At 69.1% G+C, this 24,286-nt stretch carries 24 protein-coding genes; 14 read left to right on the forward strand and 10 right to left on the reverse strand.

Going from position 1 to position 24,286, the window contains the following annotated elements; all coding sequences use genetic code 11:
* The 6 genes from U9977_RS05095 to U9977_RS05120 form a co-directional block, all read right to left on the reverse strand.
* On the reverse strand, positions 1-193 hold a 193-nt coding region (locus U9977_RS05095; protein ID WP_322747995.1), incomplete at its 3' end, for a transposase family protein.
* Positions 194-544: 351 nt separating this feature from the next.
* On the reverse strand, positions 545-865 hold the full coding sequence (locus U9977_RS05100) for a hydrogenase/urease maturation nickel metallochaperone HypA (protein WP_322747996.1): 321 nt from the start codon (positions 863-865) through the stop codon (positions 545-547).
* The gene (locus U9977_RS05105) at positions 858-1,412 is read right to left on the reverse strand and encodes a HyaD/HybD family hydrogenase maturation endopeptidase (protein WP_322747997.1); all 555 of its coding nucleotides are present in this window, start codon (positions 1,410-1,412) and stop codon (positions 858-860) included. The genes U9977_RS05100 and U9977_RS05105 overlap by 8 nt, the downstream gene beginning before the upstream one ends.
* Positions 1,409-2,086, reverse strand: a complete 678-nt coding sequence (cybH, locus tag U9977_RS05110; protein ID WP_322747998.1) for a Ni/Fe-hydrogenase, b-type cytochrome subunit — start codon at positions 2,084-2,086, stop codon at positions 1,409-1,411. The genes U9977_RS05105 and cybH overlap by 4 nt, the downstream gene beginning before the upstream one ends.
* A gap of 38 nt (positions 2,087-2,124) precedes the next feature.
* A complete protein-coding gene (locus U9977_RS05115) occupies positions 2,125-3,867 on the reverse strand; it encodes a nickel-dependent hydrogenase large subunit (RefSeq protein WP_322747999.1) in 1,743 nt (580 codons plus the stop codon).
* On the reverse strand, positions 3,864-5,147 hold the full coding sequence (locus U9977_RS05120) for a hydrogenase small subunit (protein WP_322748000.1): 1,284 nt from the start codon (positions 5,145-5,147) through the stop codon (positions 3,864-3,866). Before U9977_RS05120 ends, U9977_RS05115 begins: the two co-directional genes overlap by 4 nt.
* 340 nt (positions 5,148-5,487) lie before the next feature.
* Here U9977_RS05120 and hypF point away from each other — a divergent pair, with 340 nt between their 5' ends.
* The 4 genes from hypF (at position 5,488) to hypE (ending at position 10,530) form a co-directional block, all read left to right on the forward strand.
* Positions 5,488-8,016: a carbamoyltransferase HypF gene (gene hypF, locus U9977_RS05125; protein WP_322748001.1), complete on the forward strand. Its 2,529-nt coding sequence runs from the start codon at positions 5,488-5,490 to the stop codon at positions 8,014-8,016.
* A 5-nt stretch (positions 8,017-8,021) separates the two neighbouring features.
* Entirely contained in the window at positions 8,022-8,294 is a 273-nt protein-coding gene (locus tag U9977_RS05130; RefSeq protein WP_322748002.1) for a HypC/HybG/HupF family hydrogenase formation chaperone, read from the forward strand.
* Positions 8,291-9,445, forward strand: coding sequence for a hydrogenase formation protein HypD (gene hypD / locus U9977_RS05135; protein ID WP_322748003.1), 1,155 nt, complete (start codon positions 8,291-8,293; stop codon positions 9,443-9,445). The genes U9977_RS05130 and hypD overlap by 4 nt, the downstream gene beginning before the upstream one ends.
* 74 nt (positions 9,446-9,519) lie before the next feature.
* The gene (gene hypE, locus U9977_RS05140) at positions 9,520-10,530 is read left to right on the forward strand and encodes a hydrogenase expression/formation protein HypE (protein ID WP_416210478.1); all 1,011 of its coding nucleotides are present in this window, start codon (positions 9,520-9,522) and stop codon (positions 10,528-10,530) included.
* A gap of 45 nt (positions 10,531-10,575) precedes the next feature.
* On the opposite strand, the gene U9977_RS05145 is transcribed toward hypE, so the two are convergent.
* Positions 10,576-11,259, reverse strand: coding sequence for a hypothetical protein (locus U9977_RS05145; protein ID WP_322748005.1), 684 nt, complete (start codon positions 11,257-11,259; stop codon positions 10,576-10,578).
* Positions 11,256-12,464 carry an AAA family ATPase gene (locus tag U9977_RS05150; RefSeq protein WP_322748006.1) on the reverse strand — a complete coding sequence of 403 codons (1,209 nt, stop codon included), beginning with the start codon at positions 12,462-12,464 and terminating at the stop codon, positions 11,256-11,258. Before U9977_RS05150 ends, U9977_RS05145 begins: the two co-directional genes overlap by 4 nt.
* 535 nt (positions 12,465-12,999) lie before the next feature.
* On the opposite strand from U9977_RS05150, the gene U9977_RS05155 reads away from it, so the two are divergent.
* From U9977_RS05155 to U9977_RS05165, 3 genes are all read left to right on the forward strand, one after another.
* The gene (locus tag U9977_RS05155; protein ID WP_322748007.1) at positions 13,000-13,608 is read left to right on the forward strand and encodes a vWA domain-containing protein; all 609 of its coding nucleotides are present in this window, start codon (positions 13,000-13,002) and stop codon (positions 13,606-13,608) included.
* 86 nt (positions 13,609-13,694) lie between these two features.
* Positions 13,695-14,354, forward strand: a complete 660-nt coding sequence (locus tag U9977_RS05160; RefSeq protein ID WP_322748008.1) for a pentapeptide repeat-containing protein — start codon at positions 13,695-13,697, stop codon at positions 14,352-14,354.
* Between the two features lie 179 nt (positions 14,355-14,533).
* The gene (locus U9977_RS05165) at positions 14,534-16,174 is read left to right on the forward strand and encodes an alkaline phosphatase D family protein (protein ID WP_322748009.1); all 1,641 of its coding nucleotides are present in this window, start codon (positions 14,534-14,536) and stop codon (positions 16,172-16,174) included.
* Positions 16,175-16,184: 10 nt separating this feature from the next.
* Here U9977_RS05165 and U9977_RS05170 read toward each other — a convergent pair whose 3' ends face one another.
* Positions 16,185-16,610 carry a cold-shock protein gene (locus U9977_RS05170; protein WP_322748010.1) on the reverse strand — a complete coding sequence of 142 codons (426 nt, stop codon included), beginning with the start codon at positions 16,608-16,610 and terminating at the stop codon, positions 16,185-16,187.
* Between the two features lie 319 nt (positions 16,611-16,929).
* Between U9977_RS05170 and U9977_RS05175 the strand changes: the two genes are divergently transcribed.
* From U9977_RS05175 to U9977_RS05205, 7 genes are all read left to right on the forward strand, one after another.
* The gene (locus U9977_RS05175; RefSeq protein ID WP_322748011.1) at positions 16,930-17,676 is read left to right on the forward strand and encodes a tyrosine-protein phosphatase; all 747 of its coding nucleotides are present in this window, start codon (positions 16,930-16,932) and stop codon (positions 17,674-17,676) included.
* Between the two features lie 320 nt (positions 17,677-17,996).
* A complete protein-coding gene (locus U9977_RS05180; RefSeq protein ID WP_322748012.1) occupies positions 17,997-18,947 on the forward strand; it encodes a S1C family serine protease in 951 nt (316 codons plus the stop codon).
* 72 nt (positions 18,948-19,019) lie between these two features.
* Positions 19,020-19,559 (forward strand): MarR family winged helix-turn-helix transcriptional regulator, encoded by a 540-nt coding sequence (locus U9977_RS05185; protein WP_322748013.1) that lies wholly within the window; start codon positions 19,020-19,022, stop codon positions 19,557-19,559.
* 38 nt (positions 19,560-19,597) lie between these two features.
* Positions 19,598-20,410, forward strand: a complete 813-nt coding sequence (locus U9977_RS05190; protein WP_322748014.1) for an amidohydrolase family protein — start codon at positions 19,598-19,600, stop codon at positions 20,408-20,410.
* 127 nt (positions 20,411-20,537) lie between these two features.
* Positions 20,538-21,875 (forward strand): glycosyltransferase family 4 protein, encoded by a 1,338-nt coding sequence (locus tag U9977_RS05195; RefSeq protein WP_322748015.1) that lies wholly within the window; start codon positions 20,538-20,540, stop codon positions 21,873-21,875.
* The gene (locus U9977_RS05200) at positions 21,869-22,600 is read left to right on the forward strand and encodes a class I SAM-dependent methyltransferase (RefSeq protein WP_322748016.1); all 732 of its coding nucleotides are present in this window, start codon (positions 21,869-21,871) and stop codon (positions 22,598-22,600) included. The genes U9977_RS05195 and U9977_RS05200 overlap by 7 nt, the downstream gene beginning before the upstream one ends.
* Entirely contained in the window at positions 22,587-23,666 is a 1,080-nt protein-coding gene (locus tag U9977_RS05205) for a hypothetical protein (RefSeq protein ID WP_322748017.1), read from the forward strand. Before U9977_RS05200 ends, U9977_RS05205 begins: the two co-directional genes overlap by 14 nt.
* On the opposite strand, the gene U9977_RS05210 is transcribed toward U9977_RS05205, so the two are convergent.
* Positions 23,625-24,242, reverse strand: a complete 618-nt coding sequence (locus U9977_RS05210; protein WP_322748018.1) for a class I SAM-dependent methyltransferase — start codon at positions 24,240-24,242, stop codon at positions 23,625-23,627. The genes U9977_RS05205 and U9977_RS05210 overlap by 42 nt on opposite strands.
* Positions 24,243-24,286: the final 44 nt, after the last annotated feature.

The raw sequence follows: 24,286 nt of genomic DNA on the forward strand, positions 1-24,286 counted from the left end.
GGAAGACAACGATCTCTTGGACGTAGTTCCATGCGGTCTGGCGACCCACACCGAAGTCCTCACCCAGCTCCTCATAGGTGTTGTTACGACGCAGCCGAACCAAGGTCATGCGCAGCGCATCGTAGAGCGACAGCAACCGGGGGCGACCCACCCTCATGTCCCAGTTCGGGAAATTCTGCTCAGCCAGATCCATCATCACGGCACCCGCACGCAAACTCAACCCAGGCAGACGGTACACTCAACGAACCCTTCTCGTGTTGCGTGAGACTCTCGCAAAGCCCATGCTTCACGAGAAGGGCCCATTTCCCAAGCAGACACACCAAACTCATCAACAATAGTTCTCAATGCAAAGTTAACGATCGATGGATTTCGCCACGATTCACAACGCTCGGAACATCAGGATTTTATCCGCACCAGAAGATCGAAGCATTGACCAGCATTACTTGGTCCGAGGTTTTTGGATGGCTTCACGGAACACGGAACACGGAACACGCGTCAGCATGGGCATGGGTGGCCACAAAGCTACCGACACCATCCGGTCAACTCAGGTCGTCCAGTCGACGACGGTCAGTTCGTCCGCTGCCGCGATGACGATCCCGTTGCCGCCGCAGGACGGGCACACATCGAGACGCTCACCGTCGTACTCCCGCACGCAGGCGAAGCAGCGTAGCCGGTCGACCGCGGTCCGCCATTCGACGTGACTGGCTTGCAGGCAGGTGCCGGTGGCGGCACCGTGCCAGGCCGCGGCGGCGGAGTCGATGTCGACGCCGGTACCGACCGCGAGCACGACCGTGCGCACCGCCGCTCCCGCGCTCGCCTCCACGAGCGCGGCGACCGCCGCCCGCGCGAGACCGGCCTCATGCATCTGCGGGCACCGCCACTCCCCAGCTCGCCAGGATGGTCCGAGCCGCGGCGATCATCGCCGTGACCCTGGATTCGACCAGGGGGCTGAGCCCCCAGCGGTCCGCGATGGACTCGGGCACGATGCCGACCAGCGCGACATGGCGCGGGGCGCAGCCCGCGAGCTCCGCTGCCGACAGGGCGTCCACGAGGCCGACGTCGTGTGCGGTCGCGCGCACCCCGTGGCCGCGTCGGACATCGCCGTCACCGATGACGATCACATCGCCCGGCCGACCCTGCGCGCTCGACACCGCGTCGAGGACGAGCACCGCGCGGCGGCCGGCGAGGTAGGGCATCAGCATGAGCCCGAGGGTTCCGCCGTCGAGAACCTCCACGCCCGGGTTCGGCACCGCCGCCAGCCGCCGGGCCGCGACCACGCCGACGCCGTCGTCACCCAGCAGCTCGTTGCCGATACCCAGGACCAGAACGGGCGCCACCGCCTCGCCCCCAGCGGCGCCCCCAGCGGCCCCTCCACCGGAGCGCTCTCCCCCGGCGGGAACTCCCCCGGTCACAGCCGGTCCTTCGGCAGGAACTTGGAACCGGAGAAAATCGAAGAGATCACGCCCGTCCCCTCGACCCGGTCTACCAGCATGGCGCTGTACAGATGGTGAATCATGAATCCCCAGGTCAGCCACATGATCATATGGTGGATGAGCCGGATTGTCGGCAACGAGACCAGGTGGAACACCCATCCGGTGAGAAAGGCGGCCCAGCTCCTGCCTTCCACGCCCCACAGCGCGACTCCGGTCAGTATCTCGACGGCGAACATCGTGTAGAGCACGACGTAGGTCATCCCGGCGAGCGGGTTGTGCCCGACAACCTCGGGCGCCTCACGGTCGATGAACAGGTAGAAGCGCAGCGACGGGATGATCAGGCGTCGGCGTTCGCGCGTGCTGGGGATCCACTCCGTCCACCGCGACCAGCGGTTGGGTGACAGGACATGCCAGGCGACCCGCGTGAGGATCAGATCGATGAAGACGAACGCGGTGACCTCGTGGACCGTTTTCACCCAGGTGACCCAGTAGGCGTCACCGCCGAGGCGCAGCTGCGGGTTCCCGATCAGGAAACCCGTCACGCTGAGCACCATCAGCGCCAGCACGAGCAGCCAGTGCACCACCCGTACCGGCAGGTCCCAGACCCGCACCCGAGCGAAGGTCTCCCGCCCGGGTGCCACCTTCACCGGCACGGATCCACCCGACACGGATCCGTCTGGCGCGGCGGCGGTCACTGGACCCGCACCCGGACGATGTCGCGGCCGTCCGCGTCGTACACGTGCGCCGCGCAGGCCATGCAGGGGTCGAACGAGTGCAGCGTGCGCAGGACCTCCAGCGGTCGCCGCGGGTCGAGCACGGGCGTGCCTACCAGTGCGGACTCGTAGGCTCCCGGGTTACCCCGCTCGTCGCGGGGGCTGGCGTTCCAGGTCGTGGGGACCACGGCCTGGTAGTTGCTGATCCGTTCGTTGGTGATGACGACCCAGTGCGACAACGAGCCCCGGGGCGCCTCGTGGAAGCCGACGCCGCGGGCCCGCCCGGCCGGCCACGTCGAGGGATGCCACTTGGTGGTGTCCGCGATCGTCAGATCGCCCGAGCCGACGTTGTCCCGCAGCCGGTCGAGGAGTTCCAGCGAGTACTGCGCCATCAGCTTGGTCTCCAGACCGCGGGCCAGCACCCGCCCGAGTGTCGACATCAACGCCGTGGGCGGGAGTTGGAGCCGGTCCAGCGCACCCTTTACCAGCGGCCGGATGCGGGCGTCACCCGAGGCGTAGCCGACCAGCATGCGGGCCAGCGGGCCGACCTCCACAGCGATTCCGTCGTAGCGCGGTGCCTTCAGCCACGAGTACTTCCCGTCGACGTCGAGATGGGCGAAGGGTGGCTTGGGGCCGGTGTAGTCCGGGGTGGTCTGGCCCTTCCACGGAGCAAGCGCGGCGCCCGCGCCGTGGCCCGCCTTGTCGCTCACGTTGTCGTAGCGGAACCACGAGTGGGCGACGGACTCGGCTATCCGGGCCGGGTCGAACGGTTCGACCGACGACAGGTTCGCGTCCCGGATGATCCCGCCGGGAAACAGACCGCCTGCCTGCGGTCGGCCCTTGGGCTGCGGTGCCTGGGCGAAATCCCCGAACACCATGTACGAGCCCAACCCGGCGCCGTACCTCGTCCACTCGGGGTAGCCGGCGGCTATCGCGTACAGATCAGGCAGGAACACCTTGTCGACAAAATCCAGCCCCCGCGTCAACAGTTGGGCGAGCTCCGCCAGCGTGTTGTCGTTGATCGCCTCCTGGCTCGTGAGGTCGATCGGGGACGCCATGCCGCCGACGACATAGGTCTGCGGATGCGGATTCTTGCCGCCGAGAAGCGCGTGAACCCTGACATATTCACGCTGAAAATCCAGCGCGTCAAGATAGTGACTGAATGCCAGTAGGTTCAGCTCCGGGCTCAGCCGATAGGCGGGATGCCCCCAGTATCCGTTCGTGAACGGCCCGATGTTCCCGCTCGCCAGGAATGCCCCGAGCCGAGCCTGTACCGAGGCGAACAGCTTCGCGCTCGAGCGCGGATAGTCCGAGATCGACTGGGCGAGCGAGGCGGTACGCGCGGGGTCGGCCTTCAGCGCCGCGGTCGGGTCGATCCAGTCCAGCGCCTGCAGGTGGTAGAAGTGCACGACATGATCGTGGACGAACAGCGCCGCGGCGATGATCTCACGCAGTAGCCGGGCGTTGCGCGGCGGGACCGCGCCGACGGCGTCCTCGACGGCCCGCACCGAGGCCAGCGCGTGCACGGTGGTGCAGACACCGCAGATCCGCTGTGCGAACAGCCAGGCGTCCCGCGGGTCCCGGCCTTCGACGATCGTCTCGATGCCGCGCCACATCGTCGAGGACGCGTACGCCTCGGTGACCCGGCCGGCGTCTACCTGCACCTCGACGCGCAGATGACCCTCGATCCGGGTCACCGGGTCGATAACCAGCCGGCTCATGTCGCCTGACCGCCTTTACCGTCGGCATCGGGTTGCGCGGCAACCGCTGCGTCCGAAACATCCTCGGCTGGGCTGGCTGGGCTGGCTGGGCTGGCTGGGCTGGCTGGGCTGGCTGGGCTGGCTGGGCTGGCTGGGCTGCCTGCACGGGCCGCGGCCACCCGGTGTTGGATGACCTTTCCGACGCCGTGCGCCGCGAAGCCGGTCGCGGTCGCCGCGAGAACACCCAGACCGATCCTGTCGGCCGTGAGGCTGAAGTCCCGGGTCGCCACGTGCGGGAGCCGGTCGTAAAAGGGCGACATCGTGTCCCAGAAAGCGGGCTCGGAACATCCCACGCAGCCGTGCCCGGCCGCCACCGGCCAGGACGTGCCGCCGTTGTAACGGACACTGGGACAGTTGTGGAATGTGCTCGGCCCCTTGCAGCCGAGTCGGTACAGACACCAGCCCTTACGGTGGCCCTCGTCGCCCCATTCCTGGGCGAACTGGCCTGCGTCGAAGTGGCCGCGACGCGCGCAGGTGTCGTGGATGCGTTCCCCGTAGGCGAACAGCGGGCGGCCGAAACCGTCCCGGGCCGGGAATGCACCGAAGGTCAGATAGTGGACGATCGTAGCGGTGAGGTTGTCGGCGTTGACCGGGCAGCCGGTCAGGTTGACGACCTCGACCCCGCCGACGACATCCTCGACGCGGACCGCGCCGGTCGGGTTGGGGCCGGCCGCGGGGATCCCGCCGAACGCCGAGCAGGTGCCGACGTTGATGATCCCGGCCGCGCCGCGCACGCAGCTGTTCAGTATCTCCTCAGCCGATCGGCCCCCAATCGTGCACGACCCCGGGATGCCGATCGGCACCGAGCCCTCGACGACGACCAGATGCCCGCCCCGCGCCACCGCCTTGTCGCGGGCCTTCTCGGCGTCGACGCCGGCAGCCGCCATGACGGTCTCGTGATAATCGAGCGAGATCATCCCCAGGATGAGATCGGCGACGGACGGATTGCGCGAGCGCAGAAACGCCTCGCTGTCACCGGCGCAGTCCTGGAACTCCAGCCACACGACGGCGGGGCGGCCGACCCTGTCCAGCGCGGCGGCGACCCGGGGAGCGAACTGGGGCGGCAGTGCGAGGGTGGCGACCACCCCCGCACAGAACTTCAGGATCGACCGCCGCTGCACCCCGGCCTCGGTGAGCCGCGCGGACAGCGAACCCTCCGACGCCCCGCCCCAGACCCCGTCGCCCGGCGGTGACGTTCCGTGTGCCTCGCCCGCCGAAACCGCCCCATAGCTGCCGTTCATGGCTTGCCTCCCACCGGGCTTCAACTGGATGTCGGGTGCCGCCGTGTTCGAATGCACGTTCGCAGGCGTCACAACGCAGGCGCTGGTCGGCCGGCGGCCGCACGATCATGGTGCTCGTCGTACGGCCTGCGGCCGGTGGCCGGCGGCCTTTAGAAATCTAGGCCGGGGCGTCACGGGATCTGAGCGGTCTGATCGATGACCGGGCCGAAAGCCACGCGATCATGGATCCTTTCGCGCCGCCAGCGGGCCAGGAGGGTCGGGATTCACAGGTCTTCCCGGCCGCCTCGACGGGTCGCCGGACCCTTGTCCGCCGTGACGCACGGCAACAAGACTGACGGACATGAGCCGGCTCGACGACCGCTACAACCTCGCAGACCGGGCCGACCGAACCGATCACGCAGCGGCTGCGGCTGCGGCTGCGGCTGCGGCTGCGGCTGCGGCTGCGGCTGCGCCGGCGCCGGCGCCGGGCGCGGTCCAAGGGCGGGTGGCCCACCGGCTCGAGGTCCACGGGACCGTGCAGGGAGTCGGCTTCCGTCCGTTCGTCTACCGCCTCGCGACCAGCCTCGGGCTGGATGGCTGGGTGCGCAACGACGACGGCCGGGTCGTGGTCGAGGCCGCCGGCCCGCCGCTCGCGCTCGCCACCCTGGCGTCCCGGCTGCGAACCGACGCCCCTGCGCTGGCCCGGGTGCGCGAGGTCCACGTCACCGACCTGGCCGGCGGCATTGCGCACCCGCGGCCGCGCTCGGGCTTCCGGGTCGGGATGTCGACGGACCGGTCAACCGCGCCAACCCCCGCCACCGGAGTCCGCGAGGTTCCGGCCGACGTCGCCACCTGCCCGGCCTGCCTGGCCGAACTGTTCGACCCGGCCGACCGCCGGTACCGGTACCCCTTTGTCAACTGCACCGACTGCGGACCCAGGGCCACGATCGTCGACACCCTCCCCTACGACCGCGCGCGGACGACGATGAGCGCGTTCCCCATGTGCGGCGACTGCGCGCGCGAGTACGCCGATCCGGCGGACCGGCGGTTGCATGCCGAGCCGATCGCGTGTCCCCGATGCGGCCCCCGGCTCGCCTGGTGGGCGCCCCCGCCGCCCGCGCCGACAAGCGGTGTGGATGCGCTGGCCGCGGCGGTGGCGATGATCGACAGTGGCGGCACCGTGGCGCTCAAGGGACTCGGCGGCTATCAGCTCGTCTGCGACGCGACCAACGACGAGGCGCTCGCCCGGTTGCGGACCCGCAAACACCGCCCCACCAAGCCGTTCGCGGTCATGGTGGCCAGTCTGGACGCGGCGCGGATGCTTGCCCACATCGACACTGCCGAAGCCGACCTGTTGACGTCGGCCGCGCGGCCGGTGGTACTCCTGCGGCGCGCAAACGATTACACCAGTGCCAGTGCCAGCGCAGGGACTCTTGCGCACGCGGTCGGGCCGGGTGCCGGGCTGCTCGGGCTGTTCCTGCCCGCCACGCCCCTGCACCACCTGCTCCTCGCCGACCTGGGCAGGCCACTCGTCGTCACCAGCGGAAACGTCTCGGGCGAACCGATCGCGATCGACGACGACGACGCCCGGGACCGCCTCGCCGCGATGGCCGACGGGTTTCTCAGCCACGACCGAGCCATCCGCTCCCACTACGACGACTCGGTCGTCCACGTCGTCGCGGGGCGCGGATCGATGATTCGGCGCGCTCGTGGTTACGCACCGCGACCACTGCGCCTCCCCATCGGGGCCGGCGAACCATTGCTCGCCGTCGGCGCGCAGCTCAAGCACACCTTCACCCTGGCCGAAGGGACGACCGCGGTCGTCGGGCCGCACACGGGCGAGCTCTCCCAACAGCCCACGATGGTGGCCTTCGAGCGCAACCTGGCGCACCTGTGTGCGATGACCGGCATCGCCCCGCGCATCATCGTCCACGACCCGCATCCCGGCTACCTTTCCACCGCCTACGCGCTGGCACACGGTGCGGGCCGGCGGATCGCAGTGGCGCATCACCATGCGCACGTGGCGTCCTGCGCCGCCGAACACGCCGTCACCGGCCCCTTCATCGGTGTCGCCTACGACGGCCTGGGCCTGGGCGATGACGGCACGCTGTGGGGCGGCGAGGTGCTGGTCGCCGACCTCGTCTCCTATCGGCGGGTGGCGCGGTTCGGCCGGGCGCCGTTGCCCGGCGGTGCCGCAGCGCTGCGCCGTCCCGCTCGGGTGGCGCTGGGCTACCTGTTCGGCCTGGAACCGCTCACGGACGAGTCCGGCAACGAGTGGTCCCGCGCAGCCGACCTGGAGCTCGCCGCGCCGTTCCTGGACCGCCTGAGCGACCGCGAGGTGTCCGTGGTCTCCCGGATGATCGCGCGCGGCGTGAACTGCCCGGTCGCATCCAGCGCGGGTCGGCTGTTCGACGCCGCAGCCGCGCTGCTCGGCCTGTGTGACGAGGTCACCTACGAAGGCGAAGCCGCCGCCGCCCTGGAAGCCGCCGCGCTCGAAGCCCCAGCCGGTGTGCCCACCGGTGACGTCGAGTTGCCGTGGCGAATCATCCGCCATACCGGTCTGCTCGTCTACGACCCGCGCCCGACGTTGCGGGCCCTGTTGGAAGGACTGCACAGCCATGTCGCCGTCGGCGTCCTCGCCGCCCGGTTCCACGCCACGATCGTCGCGGTCACCGTCGCCCTGTGCACCGATGTCGCACGACGCCACCGGTTGCGGACGGTCTGCCTGTCCGGCGGGGTGCTGCACAACCAGCTACTTGCCGGGGCACTCCCCCCGGCGCTGGCGGGCGTCGGCCTCATCCCGCTGCTCAACGAACAGGTCCCGGCGGGCGACGGCGGCGTGAGTTACGGCCAGGCCGCGGTGGCCGCAGCCCGGCTGAGGGAGGACTGAGCCCGGTGTGTCTCGGGGTGCCCGGCCGCGTCGTGACGACGACCGATGTCGCCGGCCTGCTCATGGGCACGGTCGACTTCGGCGGTGTGACCCGCGAGGTCTGTCTCGGCTACGTCCCCCAGGCGCGGGTGGGTGACTACGTCATCGTCCATGTCGGCTTCGCCATCAGCCTCGTGGACGAGGCCGAAGCCCACCGCACGCTTGCGATCCTGCGCTCGATGGGGGCACTCGACGAGGAGCTGGGAGCCGACGGGCAGCTGGGAGCCGAACAGCGATGAGGTACCTCGACGAGTACCGCGACCCGACGCTCGCGCGGGGGCTGCTCGCGGCGATCCACACGGTGACGTCGAAGCCCTGGACCCTGATGGAGGTGTGCGGAGGCCAGACCCACACGATCGTCCGCCAGGGCATCGACGAGCTGCTACCCGCGGGGATCCGGATGATCCACGGACCTGGTTGTCCCGTCTGCGTGACGCCGCTGGAACTCATCGACAAGGCACTGGCCGTCGCCGGACGTCCCGAGGTCATCCTCACCTCCTACGGCGACATGCTCAGGGTCCCCGGGACGAGCACCGACCTGCTGGCGATGCGCGCCCGCGGCAGCGACGTCCGCGTCGTCTACTCACCGCTGGACGCCGTCCGCATCGCCGTCGAGCGCCCCGACCGCGAGGTGGTCTTCTTCGCCGTCGGATTCGAGACGACGGCGCCGGCGAACGCCATGGCGGTGCTGCGCGCCCACGCGCTCGGCCTGCCCAACTTCAGCGTTCTGGTCAGCCACGTGCTCGTCCCACCGGCGATGACCACGCTGCTGGACGCGCCGGACTGCCAGGTGCAGGCATTCCTGGCCGCCGGCCACGTCTGTGCGGTCATGGGATGGACGCAGTACGAGCCGCTGTCGGAGCGCTACCACGTCCCGATCGTGGTGACCGGGTTCGAACCGCTCGACATTCTGGAAGGCATCCTCATGGCCGTACGCCAGCTCGAAGAAGGCCGCGCGGAGGTGGAGAACCAGTACGTCCGCGCCGTGCACCGGGCCGGGAACATCGCGGCGCAGGACGCCATCCGGCGCGTGTTCACAATTCGTGACCGGATGTGGCGGGGTATCGGCACCATCCCGATGAGCGGTTTCGCGTTCACCGACGAGTTCACCGACTACGACGCCGAGACGCGCTTCGCCGTGGCCGGGTTGACCACCCGGGAACATCCGGCCTGCATCGCCGGAAACATTCTCACCGGGACGCGCCTACCCACCGACTGCGCGGCGTACGGCACTGTGTGCACGCCGCGTACGCCGCTGGGCGCACCGATGGTGTCGACCGAGGGGACCTGCGCCGCCTTCCACAATGCCGGCCGAACGCAGACCGACCGAGCTCCGGCAGACCAGGCTCAGACCGGGGCGCTGTCGACGACGGTCGCGAGCTCGTCGTGACCGCCACTGACCTGACCAGCACTGACCTGACAGGCGCCAGCTGTCCGTTGCCCCTGACGGAGACCGAGAGGATCATGCTCGGTCACGGCAGCGGCGGGCAGCTGTCCGCCGAGCTCCTGCGCGACGTCCTCCTACCGGCCCTCGGCGCAGGCGCAGGCACAGGCACAGCGGACGGCGTCCCCGAGGACGCGGCCCTGCTTGACATCGACGGCACCCCAGTGGTGATGAGCACCGACTCCTTCGTGGTGAGCCCGGTCTTCTTCCCCGGCGGCGACATCGGCTCACTCGCCGTGCACGGCACCGTGAACGACCTGGCGATGATGGGCGCCACCCCGCTGGCCCTGGCCGTCGCCTACGTCATCGAGGAGGGCTTCGCCCTGGCGGACCTGCGGCGGGTGACTGCCTCGCTCGGCGCGGCCGCGGCAGCCGTCGGCGTCCCGGTCGTCACCGGGGACACCAAGGTCGTGGGTCGCGGCGCCGCGGACGGGATCTTCGTGACGACCACCGGCATCGGTCGCCGGCTGCCCGGCGCACGGGTGTCAGCCGGGTTCGCACGATCCGGGGATGTCGTCGTCCTGTCCGGTCCCGTCGGCGCCCACGGCAGCGCCATCCTGAGTGCGCGCGAAGGTCTCGGCTTCGAGTCCGACATCGCCTCCGACAGCCGTCCCCTGCACCGCCTGGTCACGGCCATGGTGGCCAGCGGCGGTCCGGGGATTCACGCGATGCGCGACCCCACCCGCGGCGGCGTGGCATCGGCGCTGAACGAGATCGCCGCGGCGTCCCGGGTCGGAATCGAGATCGCGGAGAACGCCGTGCCCGTCCCGCCCATGGTCGCCGCCGCATGCGACCTGTTCGGCCTGGACCCGCTGCATGTCGCCAACGAAGGATGTCTTGTCGCCGTCATCGCGCCCGATGTCGCCGACGCCGTGCTGGCCACGATGCGCTCCCTGCCCGAGGGCCGGCACGCCACCCGCCTCGGCGAGGTCGTCGCAGCCCATCCCGGTCGGGTCGTCATGCGCACCCTGCTGGGCGGCACCCGCATCGTTGACATGCTCGTCGGCGAACAACTCCCCCGCATCTGCTGACCCCGACATCCGGACGCGGCGAGCAACCCTACCGCCCGTAGGCCATCATGATGTCCTCTTGCCTGCCAGGCGTACATGATCGGCACAACAACACTCGACGTCACCGCAGAATAAATCCCAGGAGCGATTTGAACCGCTCGGCGTCTTGATGTGACCGAGATTGACGATCTTCTCAAAGATCTCGGGCGCGTCGGACTCCCGATAGCGCCGGGCACCCATGGAGACCTCGTGCGTCAGTATCTTCTTCGGGTCACCGAAAGAGCCGGTGTCCTTCCCCTGCCGCTTGGCCGGCACGTTCCAGGAGGAGACAAATGTTTCCAGCGAATTCGGAAAGAGCAACAACCAGGCTTCCATCTCAGAGATCGACAAGACATAGTGGGCCGTACCCAACTCCGTCACCAACGCCCGACAAACCCTGGCCTGAATCTCCGCGACGCCCTCCCCGTCCACAGAGTCCAGGTCCTCGTGCACGAAAACGCAGGCGAGATCGGCCCTTTCACGGACGGCCCGGGCACGGGCCTTCCGGGCAAGAACGGCGACCCGGTCAGCCAGATTGGCTTCGGTAGCAAGCCTGAGTCGAACACTGTCGCTGATCTCGACAACACGGACGCGCATCTGCGGGCAGAGTGCTTCCAGTAGGATCCGTAGGCTACGACGGTCGTTGCCATCCTCACCAGCTACAACCACGACCGGATTCCGGGTCGCGCGAACACCGGTGCCGCGGCTCACAGGTCTCCCCCCAACGCTCCGGAGAACCACAGCTCACCGAGAGGCAGACCTTCACTCGCCGCTACGATCTCTCGAACCCTGTCGACGGAAACAGCCGGGATTGCCGAGGATCCGTCGTCGCGGCGTTCGCAGACAATAAGCTCCTCCGGCTTCAACCGGTCGGCGAAGGCCGGAGAATGTGTGGCGATGAGAAGCTGGGTGCGCTCACTCGCCTCCCGCAGCCGGTCGACCAGCAGTTCCAGCGCCTGCGGATGCAGACCGTGGTCAATCTCCTCGATACAGGTGAGGGCAGGAGGCTCAGGATCATACAGCAGGGCCAGCAAGCCCAGCAGGCGAATGGTCCCGAAAGAGGCGTCCGCGAGCTGGGTCGGACGCCGAAGTCCTCGCTCATGAAGCACCACGACGACCTCGCGTGCCGCGCCCGACGGATAGTCGAAGTCAATACCCTCAAGCTGGGGCAGCACCTTGACGGCATCCGACTCCAACCGGAGCCACGCGTCCTCATCTCGATCACGAATGGTCAACAGAAAAGCCGCCAGGTTTGCCGCGTCATGCTCCAACGACTCGTGCCGGGTGCGCGGAAAGCGCGAAGGAAGCCGCGCCTCGTCGACACGCACATCGAAGACACGGAACGATGCCAATCGGTTGGAAAGAGCAGCGACCTCCGCGCCGCCCTCATCCTCGGACAGGCGAGGAAGGGTGGACAGACCACTACTCATCCGACGGATACCGAAGGTCCGCTCGGGTGACTCCTGGAGATCCTTGTCGATCTGCACGACGGCAGCCTTCTCACCGCTGATCGCAATCCGTCGGCCACGCCCCAGCGTGCGCTTGAACTGGAACGACTCGCTGCGCGACAGCGGCGATTCACCGGATTTCACGGTCAGGCGTTCGATCGCGAGCTGGTACTCGTCGGGAGATGTCAGGCTGCTGTACTGAGTCCAGGTCGCCTTGAGATTGATCCGGATGGATGCCGGCGTTCGGTCGCCGCCCTGGAACACCACCTCGTCGAAGCCACCGCGCGCATCGAGTGCGGGCTCCAGGTCGCTATTGATCACGTCGGCCAGAAAGCGGAACACCTCCAGGACGTTGGTCTTGCCGGCGCCGTTCGGCCCGGCCAGAACGTTGAGCGGCCCCAGCGGAAGCGAGACCTTCCGCAGGCTGCGGTAGTTCTCCACTTCCAGCTCGATCAGTCGCCTGTCCATGCCACCTCCTCGCTACGATCATCCTCGGCCCCGGACCCGGACCCCATTCGGGCCTCCGAGCGCACGGAAAAAGTCATGATCGCACGCTCTTCGGCCTACTGGTCACAGCTCGAACAGGGTGTCGAGGCCGGGTCGAAGATGTGTTCCGCGGAACGCGCCCGGTGGGCACGGGCCCGCTCGTCGTTGGACACCGCAGCCCACAGCGGGCGGGTCGGCATGGCGCGACCAGCGGATGGTTCAGGTGGGCGTGCGCAGAGGGTGACGGAAGGCGCCGGCGCGAGACACTGGTGACTGTGTACGAGCCGTACCCGGCCGAGTGGTCGGCCGACGTCCGCAGGAGCCGGTAGTGCGTTGTGACGCCTGCGACAATGGCGAGATCCGTCCCTACGCCGAAACGGCTGCCGCAGCCTGACGAGGATGTGGCGCAGTGTGCGGTAGTTCTCCACTGCCAGCTCGATCAGTCGCCCCCGTGACGACGGCCGCGGCAGCGACCACAATGGGGGTGACCGGGACGACCGATGGCAGGGGACGCTCCATGACGAAGACCGGCTACACCCACATCACCCTGCTGATCGACCGGTCAGGCTCGATGATGGCGATCCGCGACGACGCCGAGGGCGGCATCCGGTCGTTCATCGCCGAGCAGGCCGCCGTGCCCGGGCAGGCGACGATCAGCCTCTACCAGTTCGACCACGACTACGAGAAGGTCTTCGGCGCGATCCCGATCGGCGAAGCCCCGGAATATCGGCTGGTCCCGCGGGGCTCCACCGCGCTGCTCGACGCCCTCGGCAGGTCCATCGCGGACACCGGGGAGTTCCTCGGCAGCCTTCCCGACGAGCAGCGTCCGGCGACGGTCGTCTTCGCCGTCGTCACCGACGGCCAGGAGAATTCCTCCAAGGAATGGACCCTCGAGCAGGTCAAAAATACGATCAGCAGGCAGACGAACACCTATGGCTGGCAGTTCGCGTTCCTGTCCGCCGACCTCAAGGCGGTTGCCGACGCCCGGCAGATGGGCTTCGCCCCGGCAGCGGCCGCGAGTTACAGCCCGGACGGCGACGGTGTCGGCGTCGCCTACGCAAGCCTGTCCCGATCGGTTTCGCGGACCCGGGCGAGCGGCGCACCGCTGGACCTGTCGGACTCGTAGGGTTCGGACTCGTAGGGTGTCGCCCACGGGCATGGCGCACGGCCACATCTACACTGCCGGTCGTGCCCTATACGCCCCCAGCGAGGGTGCCACGATCGGGACCGACGCGCCGCCCGGCCGCACCCGCCGTCCCCGCGGCCCTCGTCCCCGCGTCGGAGATCGACGACGACGGGGCGTACACACGACGAGTCTTCGACGGCTGCGATCTGGCGGGCACCCAGGCCGAGTCCATCGAACTGGAGGGCTGCCGCATCACCGGCACGGACTTGAGCGGTTCGCGGTTGACCCGGGCGATGCTGACCGACGTCGTCATCGAGCGGTCGAGCCTGGCGAACCTGCGGGCCACGAGTTCCTCGCTCGTCCGGGCGGAGATCACGACCTGTCGGATGACGGGATGGTCCTGGTCCGGCGGGCGGCTGCGGGACGTGACCCTGCGTGACTGCCGAGTGGATCTGGCGAACTTCCGGTCCACCGCGATAAGCAACTCCCTGTTCGAGGGCTGCAACCTTAAACGGGCGGACTTCTACGGCGCCGACCTTCGTGGGGCGACCTTCGAGGACTGTGATCTGACCGGCGCGCAGTTCGCCAAGGCGCAGATGGACGGCGCCCGGCTCGTCAACTGCGTGCTCGTCGAGGTGAACGGGGTCGAGAGCATGAGCGGAGCGGCGGTGTCCAGCCGGGACATCGCGGCACTGGCCTACGCCCTCGCCGGTGCGCTGGGCATCAGCGTCACCGAGAACGACTGATCGCCGAGCACGGCCAGTCCCCGTCGAGTCCCTGTTGCCGGTCGCTCTTCTTGCCGGTCGCTCGTATCGCCTGCGGCCTCGCCATGATGTGCCCTGGTCCCCCTGCGTTCGATGGCTGTTCCCCGGGGCGTCGATCGCGCAGGCGATAGTGAGCGCCACACGCAGTGGGGAGGAGCGTCGTGGGTGAATTCGTGTTGGACCGGCGGTTGGCGCTGACCGGGGCAGCAGCAGCAGGCGCGGTGCTGTTGACGGGCGTGGCGGCCCGTCCGGCGGCCGCATCCTGGAACGAGCCGGAGACAACGACCGGCGACCAGGCTGCGGCGGAGACCGCAGCACCGTTTCTTCTAGGCGTCGCCAGCGGAGACCCGTTGCCAGACGGGGTCATCCTGTGGACGCGGCTGGTCCGCGACGTCTACGACGCCGGATCGATGCCGTCGCGGCCGATCACGGTGGCCTGGCAGGTCGCGCACGACAGGCGGTTCCACCGCCTGGCGGCCGCCGGGGTCACCCGGGCGCTGCCCGAGCTCGCGCATTCGGTCCACGTGGACGTGCGCGGGCTGGAGCCCGGCCGCGACTACTTCTACCGTTTCCGCGCGGGTGGCCAGCTCAGCCCGGTCGGACGTACCCGGACCGCACCGGCCTGCTCCGCCGACCCGCAGCTGCTGCGGCTCGGCGTGGTCAACTGCCAGGACTTCCAGAACGGCTACTGGCCGACGTTCTGGGGACTCGCCGACGAGGACCTCGACGTCGTGTTCCACCTGGGTGACTACATCTACGAGTACGACCCGAAGAGCCGCTTCCCCGATCGGGCACACGTCGCCCCGCAGACCCCGGGTCTGGACCAGCTGTCCACGCTGGCCGACTATCGCAACCGGCACGCCCAGTACAAGGGTGACCCCGCGCTGCGGGCAGCCCACGCCGTGGCGCCCTGGGTGGTCACCTGGGACGATCACGAGACCGAGAACAACTACGCGGGCTTCGTCGACGAGATCGACGACACCGGTGCGAAGAAGCAGACGCCCGAGGAGTTCCGGCGGCAGCGCGCCGCGGCGTACCAGGCGTACTACGAACACATGCCGATCCGCGCCGACCTGCGCCCCGGCTCGGCCTCGATGCGCATCTACCGCCGCTTCGACTTCGGGCGGCTCGCCCGGATCAACGTGCTCGACACCCGGCAGTACCGCACCGACCAGCCGGGCGGTTTCCCCGGCGACTTCGGTCTGGAGTCGGCGGGCCGGTTGAACACGGCGGGCACCCTCACCGGCGACGTCCAGGAGCAGTGGCTCACCCGGGGCCTGACCAGCTCGCCGACCCGGTGGAACGTCATCGCCCAGCAGACCATGATGAGCCGCACCCGCTTCCCCAACCCGACGGGGGTGCCACCCACCATCGTCGACCTGGACCAGTGGGACGGCTACGCCCCAGCGCGGGAGCGGCTGCTGCGGCTGCTGGCCGACGCTCATGTGGCCAACCCGGTGGTCCTGTCCGGTGACATCCACTCCACCTGGTTCAGCGACCTCAAAGTGGACTTCGACGACCCCGCCTCGCCGGCCGTCGCCGTGGAGTTCGTCAGCACGTCGATCAGCTCGGACTTCCCGGTCGCCTTCGACGCGCCGATCAAGCAGGTCAACCCGCTGCTCAACCCGCACGTTCGCTACTTCAACGGGCTCAAGCACGGTTACCTGCGCTGCGAGGTGACGCCTGGTACGTGGCGGACCGACGTGCGGGTGGTCGACACCATCGACGTCCGCGACGCCCCCGTCCGTACCGACGTCTCGTTCGCCGTGCAGGCGGGCACTCCGGGCCTTATGGCGCTCTGAACCACGCGGGTCAGGACACGACCCAGCCACGCGCCCGGGCGAGATCGGTGAGACGCTGGCGGATCTGGCCGATCTGACTACCGGTCAAGGTCGGGACACCTTCGATCAGGGTCTCGGTCAACACATGCTGAAACTCGGCGGTCGTCAGAACATCACACATCTCGTCGTCGTCGGTGCCCGAACCGGCGGCGTTCGAGCCCGGGGTACGCGGCCAGAACGGACCGACCGCCGCCCGGTCGACAAGACGAACGGCCGAAGCCTTCAGGCCCTTGTCGCCCTCTTCCGCCTTGAACTCGACAAGTGCCCCGGGCCGGAACAGGTGCTTTTCGTCCTGCAGGTCGTTCACATGCATGAAGATGTCATCGCCGCCCTCATCGGGCGAGATGAAGCCGTAGCCACGAATGCCATCGAACCGCACGATTCTGCCAGTACCCACCGCATCAACCTCTACATCGGGGCGAACGTCCCAGACCATGGGACCGCACGCACATTGCCAGTTGAACCCAACCAAGTCAACCGCTGACGCACCGGAGACAGCAAATGATCATCTAGCTGATAGCGGCCCGAGCGGGGACGGTACGCGACAGCCGGCCGACGGCAGCAGGGCCTGTCAGTCGCATCGGGGTTGGTCAGCCACATCAGGCCAGGTCCTACGGCCTGGCACGGCTAGGCTGAGAGGTCAGCTGCCCCGGCCGCGACCGACCGATCGACGGCCAGTCGCACCGGCGCCTGCCCACCGCGACCGAAGGGGTCTCGTGACCGACCGCTGGATCCACCTTGACGGCTGTGCCAACGCCCGCGACCTCGGGGACCTGCCCACGACGGCCGGTGGTTCGACCAGGCGCGGGCTCCTGATCCGCTGCGACACCGTACAGCAGCTCACGGTGGACGCCACGAACGTACTGATCAATGAGTTCGGTCTGCGCACGGTACTCGACCTGCGTACACCCAAGGAGGCAGCGGCCGAGGGCCGCGGGCTGCTCGCGGAGACCGAGGTCGGATACCATAACACGGCGTTCATACCCGACCTCTACCTTGTGCCCGGTGACCCCGAACACAAAGTGATCGTCGAGCAGCGGTCCAAGCGGGAAACCGTCGAACACTACCTGGACTATCTGACCCGCCCCGCCAGCGCGGTCCCGACCGCCCTGCGGCTACTCACCCAGCCGGCCGAACTGCCGACCCTGTTCCACTGCGCGGCGGGCAAGGACCGCACCGGCGTACTTGCCGCGCTCGTCCTGGACATCGTCGGAGTACGGCGCGAGGCCATCGTCGACGACTATGTGATGACCAACGAGCGGCTACCGCAGATCAAGACACGGCTCAGCGCGATGCCGACCTACAGCCGGAGCGCGCGCAGCGACATCGGTTGCCGTCCCGAGACCATGGTGACGTTCTTCGAAACCCTCGACCAGCGCTGGGGCGGCGCGGCCGGCTGGGCACTCGGTCACGGCATCACCCAGGCCGAGCTGGACGTTCTGCGCAAGACGCTCGTCGACTGACGCCCCGTCAGCCGCGATCCGGCGCCGACCACTAAGATCGCCCGACGGACTTTCGAGGTTTGTACGCCGAAATCACCCTCGTCGATCATACAAACCTCGAAAGATCACCTCAGCTGGCCGACGGTGTCGGAGTCGGAGTCGGTGACGGTGTACGCCCACGGCGGACGGCCGACCGGGAAGGTCAGTTGCCGCTCCTGTGTTGCTACGGCTGTAACTGTGTAATCGTTACAGGCGTTCAGGATGCCGCCGGGCGCGCGATCGGGGCCCAGTTCGCGCGCCCGGCGGCACCAGGGGCGCAGGAGCACGTTCGGGAGGCCGGGATGACTGATCCATTGGATGCCTACTCGCAGGTGGTGACTCAGGTTGCCGCCGCCATCTCGCCGTCGGTCGCAAGCCTGCGGGTGCGGACGCGTCGCGGCGAGGGAGCCGGCTCCGCCGTCGTCTTCACCGACGACGGCTTCCTGCTCACCTCCGCCCATGTTATCGACGGCGGGCCGCCGGCCGGGGAAACGGGCGTCGGGGTGGGTACGGCGGAGTTCACCGACGGTACGGAGAGCCTGGTGGACGTGGTGGGCGCCGATCCGTTGTCCGACCTCGCCGTGTTGCGCGCCCGCAGCGCCACCCCGCCGCCGGCCACCCTCGGCGACGCGGCCACACTCGTCGTCGGTCAACTGGTCGTCGCGGTGGGCAACCCGCTGGGCCTGACAGGCAGCGTCACCGCAGGAGTGGTCAGTGCGCTCGGTCGATCGCTCCCGACCCGGGCCGGCGCCACGGTCCGCATCATCGACGAGGTGATCCAGACCGACGCCGCCCTCAATCCGGGTAACTCCGGAGGCGCTCTGGCCGATGCGAACGCCCATGTCATCGGCGTGAACACGGCCGTCGCCGGGATCGGGCTCGGGCTCGCCGTTCCGGTCAACGCCACTACCCGCCGCATCCTCGCCGCGCTCATGCGCGACGGTCGGGTGCGACGGGCCTACCTCGGGGTCGCCAGTGCTCGGGCACCGCTGCCGCCACGACTGGCCGAGCGGTTCGGCCGCCGGCACGGGGTCCGGCTGGCCGAGGTCGTGGTGGATAGCCCGGCCGGGCAGGCCGGCCTGTTCACCGACGATCTGGTGCTCTCGGTCGCCGGGCAGCCGGTCGCCGCACCCGGGGACCTCCAGCGGCTCATGACCGAGGAGACCATCGGAAACCCGATCGAAGTGACCGTGTGGCGACGTGGCGCGCTCGTCGATGTCATCGTCGTCCCTCGGGAACTGGCGCTCACCTGAGCGGGACGGCCATCACCTGGACGCCCCGCCCGGCAACGCACCGCCGGGCGCGGACATCGTTACCATCTGGCGATGACCGTGCCCGTGCGATCGACCAGCGGCCCGTCGTCCACCGGACGCGGCCGGTACCCGACCACCGCCGACGGCGGGGGTAAGGGCACCGGCCCGCACGACGACGACCGCCTCGACCCGGTATTCGTGGCCACGTTGCGAACCTCGATAACCAAGCTCGCGCGCTCGCAACGGGCCGAACGCCAACGGGACCCGCGGGCGTTGCCATTCAGCCTGATCTCAGCCCTTTCCACTCTGCAACGAATGGGGCCGCTGACACCGACACAACTCGCCCGTCTCGAAGGTGTCCGGAAACCATCGATGACACGCGCGCTGGCAACGCTGATCGAAGGGGGTCTGGCAATCAAGGAAAACGACGAGTACGACGGTCGCCAGTTCATCGTGCGGATTTCCGACAAAGGTCTCAGCGCCGTTGCGGAGTCCCGGCGCGTCGTCGACGACTGGTACTCCCGGCGCCTTTCCCAGCTGAGCCGGCAGGATCTGGCGGACCTCATGCGCGCCGGGGGCGCACTCGCGCGACTCGCCGACGAGACGAGCTGAGCCGGGCGCTCTACAATCATGGGAGCAGGTCACGGACGATGACGATCATCGACGCATGGCTGCAACATCCGACGCTGCGTTTCCTTCAGGACGACATGTTCGCATCGCTGCACCGCTGGACAGGCGCGCAGAATCCGACCGTGGCACCTCCGCTGGAGCATACGATCGCCGCGATGGACCAGGCTGGCGTCGAACGCGGTCTGATCTGTGCCTGGGTCGGCCCGTGCGGGCCGCTGATCTCCAATGACGAGGTCGCCGGTTTCGTCGCCAGATTCCCCGACCGGCTGACCGGGGTGGCGGCGGTCGACCTTCGCTACCCGATCGCCGCCGTTCGCGAACTTCGGCGAGCCGTTCACGACCTGGGTCTGCGGGCGCTGCGGGTCGTACCGTGGCTGTGGGCGCTACCTCCCAACGACCGTCGTTACTATCCGCTGTTTGTCGAGTGCGTCGAGCTGGGGATCCCGTTCTGCACCCAGGTCGGCCACACCGGACCCCTGCGGACCTCGGAGACGGGCAGGCCGATCCCCTACCTCGACGACGTGGCCCTGGAGTTTCCCGAGCTGGTGATCGTCGGTGGGCACATCGGCCATCCGTGGACCACCGAGATGATCGCCCTGGCCTCGAAGTACCCGAACGTCCACATCGACACCTCCGCCTACGCCACCCACCGCTACCCGACCGAACTGGTCGAGTACATGCGCGGGCGCGGGCGCAGCAAGGTGCTGTTCGGCTCCAACTTTCCGATGATCACACCAGGCCGGGCACTGGACGGCCTGGCCGACCTCGACCTCGACCCGCAGGCACGGGAACTGTTCCTGGCTGGCAACGCCCGACGGGTGTTCGCGATCTGAGTGCGCTCGGCGATCTGGCGAAGATCAACCGGATATACCCTAATGTTCCGGAAACGGCTCACTGTCACCCTGGCATGCGACCAGAGCTGGAACCAGTCCGGGACCGACATGGGACCGGTCTGAAGCTATGGAGAGGACACCGTTGCGGATCGCGTTGCTGTCGTACCGCAGTCTCCCCACCTGCGGCGGTCAAGGCGTGTACGTCCGGCATCTCTCCCGCGAACTCGTCACGCTGGGTCATCAGGTCACGGTGCTGACCGGGCCGCCCTACCCGCTGCTCGACTCCGGGGTCGACCTGCGCACCCTGCCCAGCCTTGACCTGTACGCCACGTCCGACCCGTTCCGCTGGCCGTCCCCACGGGAGCTACGCACCGTCGCCGACATCGTCGAATTCGGCCTGATGCGCACCGGCCAGTTCTCCGAGCCGCTGGCGTTCAGCATCCGGGCCGCTCGCGCCCTGGGGCCGAGCGCGGGCCGCCCACCCCACTTCGACATCGTGCATGACAACCAGGGCCTCGGTTACGGACTGCTCGCGCTACGCCGGGCGCTGCGCCCGCACGGGGTTCCGGTCGTGGCGACCGTGCACCATCCGATCACGGTCGACCGACGCGTTGCGCTGGCGGCCGCGCCCGACCGGACCGCACGTATCGGCATCCGCCGCTGGTACTCCTTCCTCCCGATGCAGGCCCGGGTGGCACGCAGCCTCGACGGCATCGTCGTCCCGTCCCAGAGCTCCCGGCAGGAGATCATCACTGACATGGGGGTGGTACCGGAGCTCATCCGCACCGTCCCGCTCGGTGTCGACTCGGATGTCTTCCGGCCAGCCGGTGCCGGTGCCGGTGCCGGTGCCTCGGCCACGACACCGACGCCCGGTCGCATCGTCGTCGTCACCAGCGCGGACGTACCGCTGAAGGGACTGGGAGTGCTGCTGGAGGCGCTCGCGAAGGTTCGCGTCGAGCGCGCCGCCCATCTGATGTGCGTCGGGATGGCCCGGCCTGGTGGCGCCACCGCGCGCCAGGTCGAGGAGCTCGGCCTCGCCGACGTCGTGACGTTCCAGTCGAATCTCTCCGACGTCGACCTGGTCACACTGTTGCGGTCGGCGGAGCTCGCCGTGGTGCCGTCGCTGTACGAGGGCTTCAGCCTGCCTGCGGTCGAGGCGATGGCCTGTGGCCTACCGCTGGTGGTGACCACGGCCGGCGCGCTCCCGGAAGTGGTCGGGCCGGCAGGGCAGGCCGCCGAGCTCGTCGCGCCCGGGGACGCCGAGGCACTGGCCGCCGCGATCGGGCGGCTGCTGGACAACCGGGCGCTGCGCGCGCGGATGGGTGTCGCCGGGAGGCAGCGGGTGGAGGACCGGTTCTCCTGGCGGGCCGCGGCCAGCGCGACCGCGGCATGGTATTGCGAGCGGATCGACGCGGTCCGGTCCAGGCGCGATCACACGTCGGCGGCCGGCCCACGTCCATGTTGACGGTCGACTTCGACCGGTTCCCGGTCACCGGGGGATGCCGCCTGCTCGATCTGGGCTGCGGCACGGGCCGGCACAGTTTCGAGGCGTTCCGGCGCGGGGCGGACGTGGTCGCCCTCGACCATGCGACAGCTGAGGTCACCGGCGTGCGGCAACTGCTCGCCGCGATGGCCGCCCACGAGCCGGTAGGACCGCAAGCCCGGGGCGCCTGCGTGCGCGGGGACGCGCTGGCGCTGCCGTTCGCCGACTCGGCCTTCGACCGGGTCATCGCCGCGGAGGTCCTCGAACACATCCCGGACGATGTCGCCACCATGGCGGAGCTTGCCCGCGTGCTACGCCCGGGTGGGCTCGCCGCCGTCACCGTCCCCGCCTGGTTTCCCGAGAAGATCTGCTGGAGCCTTTCCCAGGCCTACCACAGCGTGGAAGGCGGGCATGTCCGCATCTATCGGAAACATGATCTACTGGACCGACTACGCGCCGCAGGGCTAGAGCCCGTCGACGAGCACACCGCCCATGCCCTGCACGCTCCGTACTGGTGGCTGCGCTGCCTGGTGGGGGTGCACAACGACGATCATCCCGCTACCCGGCTCTACCACCGGGTGCTGGTCTGGGACATGATGCGCCGGCCCTGGCCCACCCGCGTCGCCGAACGGATCCTCAACCCGCTGATCGGCAAGAGCGTCGTCCTGTACCTGCGCAAACCGGAGGTTTCGCGTGCGGCCGGCTGAATCCACACCGTTACTCGCCCCGGCCGCGATCGCCGAGACCGCGGACACCATCGCCGCCGTGCAGGAACCCGACGGCGCCATCCCCTGGTACCCCGGCGGACACACCGACCCGTGGGATCATCTTGAGTGTGCCATGGCGCTGCGGATCGCCGGCCGTCCAGACGCCGCGGACGCCGCCTGGGACTGGATCCGCCGTACCCAGCGGGCCGACGGATCGTGGGCGACCAGCTACGTCGCCGGCCAGATCAAGGACGAGTTCGCCGACAGCAACCAGTGCGCGTACGTGGCGACCGCTGCCTGGCACACCTGGCTCGCCACCGGCGACCGCGCATTCCTGCACCGGATGTGGCCGGTCGTGCGTGGGGCACTCGACTTCGTCGTGGCCCTGCAGGCCACCGGCGGCCAGATCTGGTGGGCCCGTTCGGCCAGCGGCGCCGCCTACCCCGAGGCGCTGCTCACCGGCTGCTCCAGCACCCTGCACAGCCTGCGCTGCGGACTCGGTATCGCCGCCCTCGTCGGCGAGACGCCGCCAGGCTGGGAGGCGGCCGCGGGCGCGCTGCGCCATGCCGTGGGCAACCATCCGGAGCGCTTCGCGGACAAGCGCCGCTGGTCCATGGACTGGTACTACCCGGTGATCGGCGGTGCGGTGCGTGGGTCGGCTGGCCGGGCCAGGCTGCGCAGCCGGTGGGACGACTTCGTCGTCGAGGGCCTGGGCGCCCGATGTGTGGCCGACCAGCCGTGGGTCACCGGTGCCGAAACCTGCGAGTTGGCGATCGCCCTGCACCTGGTCGGGGAGAGCGGGGCCGCGGCCACGCTGGTCCGCGACGTTCAACGCCTGCGGCACGTCGACGGCAGTTACTGGACGGGCTGGCAGTTCGCCGAAAGGGTGTACTGGCCCCAGGAGCAGAGCACATGGACGGCCGCAGCGGTCCTGCTCGCCGTCGACACCCTCGCCGGTGGGGTCACCGAGGCTGCGTTCCGCGGCGACGACCTGCCTGCGTGGCGGCCGGCGCCCGGCCACGGGTCAGACGGCGCGTTCGAGGACCCGCAGCGATCCTGTGCATGACCGCTCGGTGAATCCCTCGAGCAGTGCCCGCTGGAACACCTCGAAGGGCGCCTGACCGCCGTCCGCCGGGTCCGGGAACACATCGTGGATGGCAAGCAGACCGCCAGGTGGGATATGCCGTGCCCACACACTGTAGTCGGCCTGTGCCTGCGCGCGAGTATGCCCACCGTCCAGGAACAGCAGGCTGACCGGTGTCGTCCACCAGCGCCCCACCGCCTCGGAGCGGCCGACGACCACCGTCACCACGTCCGCCACCCCGGTCGCGTCCAGGGTGGCGCGCAGCCAGGGCAGCGTGTCGAGCCGACCGGTGCGGGGATCGACGAGGGACCGATCGTGATACTCCCAACCCGGCTGGTTCTCCTCCGAACCGCGGTGATGGTCGACGGTGACGACCGTCGCCGCTACCTGGCGGGCCGCCGCCGCCAGATACAGCGTTGACTTGCCGCAGTATGTACCGATCTCGCAGATCAGCCCGCCGGCGGGCACCGTCGCCGCGGCGCTGTACAGGGCGAGCCCCTCCCCCGGCGGCATGAATCCCGTCGCGGCCTCAGCCGCCTGCCGCAATGCAACGTCCACGCCAGTTCCTCCCACCCGTTTCCGGACCGTCCTACCAAGTTGCC

The sequence above is a fragment of the Protofrankia sp. Cas8 genome, from assembly GCF_963555845.1.
Lineage (GTDB): Bacteria > Actinomycetota > Actinomycetes > Frankiales > Frankiaceae > Protofrankia.

Coding starts and splice junctions, on each gene's coding strand:
- hypD (WP_322748003.1), top strand. CDS start 8,291: ATGAGGTACCTCGACGAGTACCGCGACCCGACGCTCGCGCGGGGGCTG.
- U9977_RS05100 (WP_322747996.1), bottom strand. CDS start 865: ATGCATGAGGCCGGTCTCGCGCGGGCGGCGGTCGCCGCGCTCGTGGAG.
- hypE (WP_416210478.1), top strand. CDS start 9,520: ATGCTCGGTCACGGCAGCGGCGGGCAGCTGTCCGCCGAGCTCCTGCGC.
- U9977_RS05120 (WP_322748000.1), bottom strand. CDS start 5,147: ATGAACGGCAGCTATGGGGCGGTTTCGGCGGGCGAGGCACACGGAACG.
- U9977_RS05155 (WP_322748007.1), top strand. CDS start 13,000: ATGACGAAGACCGGCTACACCCACATCACCCTGCTGATCGACCGGTCA.
- U9977_RS05195 (WP_322748015.1), top strand. CDS start 20,538: ATGGAGAGGACACCGTTGCGGATCGCGTTGCTGTCGTACCGCAGTCTC.
- U9977_RS05115 (WP_322747999.1), bottom strand. CDS start 3,867: ATGAGCCGGCTGGTTATCGACCCGGTGACCCGGATCGAGGGTCATCTG.
- U9977_RS05190 (WP_322748014.1), top strand. CDS start 19,598: ATGACGATCATCGACGCATGGCTGCAACATCCGACGCTGCGTTTCCTT.
- U9977_RS05150 (WP_322748006.1), bottom strand. CDS start 12,464: ATGGACAGGCGACTGATCGAGCTGGAAGTGGAGAACTACCGCAGCCTG.
- U9977_RS05185 (WP_322748013.1), top strand. CDS start 19,020: ATGACCGTGCCCGTGCGATCGACCAGCGGCCCGTCGTCCACCGGACGC.
- U9977_RS05180 (WP_322748012.1), top strand. CDS start 17,997: ATGACTGATCCATTGGATGCCTACTCGCAGGTGGTGACTCAGGTTGCC.
- U9977_RS05200 (WP_322748016.1), top strand. CDS start 21,869: ATGTTGACGGTCGACTTCGACCGGTTCCCGGTCACCGGGGGATGCCGC.
- hypF (WP_322748001.1), top strand. CDS start 5,488: ATGAGCCGGCTCGACGACCGCTACAACCTCGCAGACCGGGCCGACCGA.